Source organism: Bradyrhizobium sp. LjRoot220 (assembly GCF_964252915.1).
Lineage (GTDB): Bacteria > Pseudomonadota > Alphaproteobacteria > Rhizobiales > Xanthobacteraceae > Bradyrhizobium.
Genome location: NZ_CAXUPS020000023.1, coordinates 1 through 3605, shown reverse-complemented (window position 1 = coordinate 3605; position 3605 = coordinate 1). Strand labels below are relative to the sequence as shown.

The following is a 3605-nucleotide window of genomic DNA, read 5'->3' as shown; positions in this document are numbered from 1 at the left end:
CATGGGTGGGAGCGACAGCGATACCCATCAATTCAGGTTTGCGCATGTGTGATGGGTTTCGCTTCGCTCTACCCATGCCACGATGTATCCTTTATCCATGTGAGTGAGATTGGGCCATCGGGCGGAGAGACGATCATGCCGAACTGGGTTGGACCTGTGCTGGCGTTGTGCGCGCTGGTGGGATTCATCGCCTTCGCCGTTCGTCAGGGGACGAAGGTGAAGCCGAATAAAGACGGCAATCCCGACAATTCGGTGGGCGGTCCTGGCGGGGATACATAGCGCCAGAGCTCCAGCGTCATTCCTTTGATGCGCTCGTTTTGCCGATGTGCGAATGGCCGAGAGCGCCCAGCAAGGATCCTCAGCGGTCGTGCCTTGTCAGCTTTGGCAATCGCGCGGGAATGAACCGCGGCGTTTGCAAGTCGGGCTTCGCCTCTGGCGTCGGTTCACGAAGGATGAGCGTTCCCTCGATCGGTGCGCGGCCTCGCCAGGAACCGCGCGATCGCGCGGCCGAGGTCGGCGTTGTCGAGCGGCTGATCCAGCGACGCCTTGGCCGCTGCGACCAGGGTTGCGGGAGCGCTGTCCTGGCCGGCCTTCTCGCAGCAAATATGCCCAAAGGCGGCCGTGAATTCGGGATGCGGCTGCACGGACAGCGTTACGCCGTTCGCATAGAGCAGTCCCGCATGCGGCGTGAACTCCGAATGGAGTATCGTTCTTGCGCCGGCGGGCGGCTCGATGACCTGGTCCTGATGCGAAGCGACGATCGCGACCTTTTCTCCGTCGATCACGCCGTTGCCAGGCACGACGTCGTAGACGTGGCGCCCTAAACCCCAACCCTTTTCGGATTTGCGCACCGTTCCGCCCAGCGCCTGCGCGATCAATTGGTGGCCGAAGCAGATTCCGGCCATTGGAATTTTCGCGTCATGCGCCGCGCGGACAAAGCGCTCGAGCGGAGCGATCCAGTCGAGGTCGTCGTAGACGCCGGCTGCCGATCCCGTGATCAGTATGGCTTCAAGTTTCGCGGGGTCGGGTAGCTCCTCTCCGTCGGCAAGGTGGACCGTCGTGAAGCTTGCCGAGGGATCCGCCGCGCCAAGCAGCCGTTCGAACATCTGCGGCAACGAGCCATGTCGCGCGCGATTTGCGGGCGAGATGACCCCGGTTTCGATGATGGTGATTATCGGCATAAAAGCTTTCCGGGGCGCCACAACGAGAAGGGCCTCAGCTCCTTGGGGAAAGAGCTGAGGCCCTGCGCGGCTTCTTGGGGTTCGCGGCCAGGTTTTTTACAGGGGGGCGATGTCCGGCAGCGTTTGAACATGATGCCGAGACTGTCGGGTTCCCGCAACAACACATCGTGAGACGATACCGCTTCATTGGGGGTACTCCGAAATAGGATTTCCATCACGCGCTTCAGGGCTTGACGACGCGAAATTCGGCAAGGGACTGCGTAGGTTGGATTGCCACCGCGTCCGCGCGGACACGTCGCCTGACTCATCGCCCGCGCGGCTACGAAGCAGCCCCGCGTCAGCCGACCACGACTTCGCTGATCTGCATCACCGGCGCGATGTCGGTGTAGTTCTTGATGTCGCCCATGATCTCCTTGGCGTGCGGCCCGAAGCCGGCCTGGAATGAATCGACCGAGTCGGCGAAGATGTGACACATCCCGACATAGGTCGCGGGCGCGCCGGGGGCGCCACCGCCGAGGCCCTTGTCCACCGTGTAGGACTTGCAGGCGTCGCCCATGCGCGCCTTCACCAGCGGCATGTGCTTGTCGCGGTAATAATCGTGGTCGAAGCGCGCCCCCGGCGTGTTCGGATACATAACGCTTACCTTGATCATGGCGTGCTCCTCGTTTGATATTCGCCGGTTGATTTCCGGCGCGGAGCTAAACTGTGCGTCAGTTTTGCCGATCCCGCAACTGCGAAACGCCACGTTACTGTTGCATTGATCGTAAATACCCCGGGAGGCCAGTTTGGAGTATTGTGCGGGAAGCCGGAGGAATAGCGATGCAATTGCGGGTTTTTGGGCGGACCGGAATGCAGCTCTCGGTGCTGGGATTTGGTTGCGGCGCCGTCGGCGGCGTGATGGTGCGCGGCGATCCGGCCGACCAGGAGCGGCTCGTCGCGCGGGCGCTCGATGTCGGCGTGAATTATTTCGATACCGCGGTGCTCTATGGCGACGGTGAATCGGAAAAGAACCTCGGCCGTGTCCTGCACAGACTGAAACCGGCCAACGCGGTGGTCGGCACCAAGGTTCGTGTGCCGCCGAGCGAGTTCAGCCGCATTGCCGACGCCGTCACGATGTCGCTCGAAGGCAGTCTGGCGCGGTTGCGCCTTGACCACGTCGATATCTTTCACCTGCACAATCCGATTACGGTGGATGGCGGCGGATCGGCGCTGAGCGCGCGTCAGGTGCTGGATGAGGTGGTGCCGGCGTTCGAGCGCCTGCGTCAGGAGGGCAAGATCCGCTTCCTCGGAATTTCGGCGGTCGGCGACACCGCAGCATTGCATCAGGCGATCGATGCCGGCGTCTTCGACAGCGCGCAGATCGTCTACAACATGCTCAATCCATCCGCCGCCGAAGAGCTGCCGCAGGATTACCCGGCGCAGGATTATGCGCGGTTGTTCGATGCCACGAGGGCAGCCGGCGTCGGTGTCGTCGGCATCCGCGTGCTGGCCGGCGGCGCCTTGTCGGGCTCGGCCGCGCGGCATCCGATCGCCAGCCCGGCGCCGGAGCCGATCGGCTCAAGCATGAGCTACGATGCCGATATCGAGCGCGCCCGCCGCCTGATGCCGCTGGTGGAGGAGGGCTTTGCCAGCAGCCTGACCGAAGCGGCGACGCGGTTTGCATTTTCTCACCCGGCGATGGGCACCATCCTGGTCGGCATGGCGACGCCGCAGGAGTTCGAGAGCGCCTTCGCCGCGGTCGAAAAAGGCCCGTTGCCGCAGGCGGCGCTCGACCGGCTGGCAATATTGCGGCAGGCGTTTGCCGGCGAGCCGCGGTGATCGGCCGTGTTGCTGAGTAGCCCGCATGAGCGCAACGACATGCGGGGGCATCGCGTGAAGCGAGAGAACCCCGGATGTCGCTATGCTCATCCGGGCTACAATTTTCACTGACTGCCGGTAAGGACCGAGCATGGTAGCCAGCGCCACCTATGCCGAATTCCTGCGCGAGCAGCTGGCGCCGCTCGGGCGCGTCAATTTGCGGGGGATGTTCGGCAAGACCGGCGTGTTCTGCAACGGGGTGATGTTCGCCGTGGTGGCGGACAACACGCTGTATTTCCGTGTCGACGATGACAACCGCGAGATCTTCAAGGAAGCGGAAGCCTTTCCGCCGCTCAACTATGCCAAGAAGGGCGCCATCATCGACCTTTCGTTCTGGCGCGTACCGGAGCGGCTGTTCGACGAACCCGACGAACTCATGATCTGGGCGCGCGCTGCGCTGGCGGCAGCGCACCGGGTAGCGGCGAAGCGGGAGCGCGCGGCGCCGAGGCGGAAGAAGTAGACTGGATGGGTAGAGCCAACGGGTCGCGCGAATGCGGGCCCGATGACAAGCTCCGCGAATCCCATCAGCTGCAATGCTTGTCGGTGATGGGTTTCGCGAAGGGCTCA

At 63.2% G+C, this 3605-nt stretch carries 5 protein-coding genes; 3 read left to right on the top strand and 2 right to left on the bottom strand.

The window, feature by feature from the left end; all coding sequences use genetic code 11:
- On the top strand, positions 1–279 hold a 279-nt coding region (locus tag ACSQ84_RS35910), incomplete at its 5' end, for a hypothetical protein (RefSeq protein WP_436216492.1).
- A 164-nt stretch (positions 280–443) separates the two neighbouring features.
- On the opposite strand, the gene ACSQ84_RS35905 is transcribed toward ACSQ84_RS35910, so the two are convergent.
- The gene (locus tag ACSQ84_RS35905; protein WP_436216491.1) at positions 444–1181 is read right to left on the bottom strand and encodes a type 1 glutamine amidotransferase; all 738 of its coding nucleotides are present in this window, start codon (positions 1179–1181) and stop codon (positions 444–446) included.
- A gap of 337 nt (positions 1182–1518) precedes the next feature.
- The gene (locus ACSQ84_RS35900; protein WP_436216490.1) at positions 1519–1833 is read right to left on the bottom strand and encodes an EthD family reductase; all 315 of its coding nucleotides are present in this window, start codon (positions 1831–1833) and stop codon (positions 1519–1521) included.
- A gap of 167 nt (positions 1834–2000) precedes the next feature.
- Between ACSQ84_RS35900 and ACSQ84_RS35895 the strand changes: the two genes are divergently transcribed.
- Together ACSQ84_RS35895 and ACSQ84_RS35890 are read left to right on the top strand one after the other, a co-directional pair.
- Positions 2001–2999, top strand: coding sequence for an aldo/keto reductase (locus ACSQ84_RS35895; protein ID WP_436216489.1), 999 nt, complete (start codon positions 2001–2003; stop codon positions 2997–2999).
- A 130-nt stretch (positions 3000–3129) separates the two neighbouring features.
- The gene (locus ACSQ84_RS35890; RefSeq protein WP_436216488.1) at positions 3130–3498 is read left to right on the top strand and encodes a TfoX/Sxy family protein; all 369 of its coding nucleotides are present in this window, start codon (positions 3130–3132) and stop codon (positions 3496–3498) included.
- Positions 3499–3605: the final 107 nt, after the last annotated feature.

Excerpts from the sequence above, each read along its gene's own strand:
- ACSQ84_RS35905 (WP_436216491.1), bottom strand. The coding sequence starts at position 1,181 with ATGCCGATAATCACCATCATCGAAACCGGGGTCATCTCGCCCGCAAAT.
- ACSQ84_RS35900 (WP_436216490.1), bottom strand. The coding sequence starts at position 1,833 with ATGATCAAGGTAAGCGTTATGTATCCGAACACGCCGGGGGCGCGCTTC.
- ACSQ84_RS35895 (WP_436216489.1), top strand. The coding sequence starts at position 2,001 with ATGCAATTGCGGGTTTTTGGGCGGACCGGAATGCAGCTCTCGGTGCTG.
- ACSQ84_RS35890 (WP_436216488.1), top strand. The coding sequence starts at position 3,130 with ATGGTAGCCAGCGCCACCTATGCCGAATTCCTGCGCGAGCAGCTGGCG.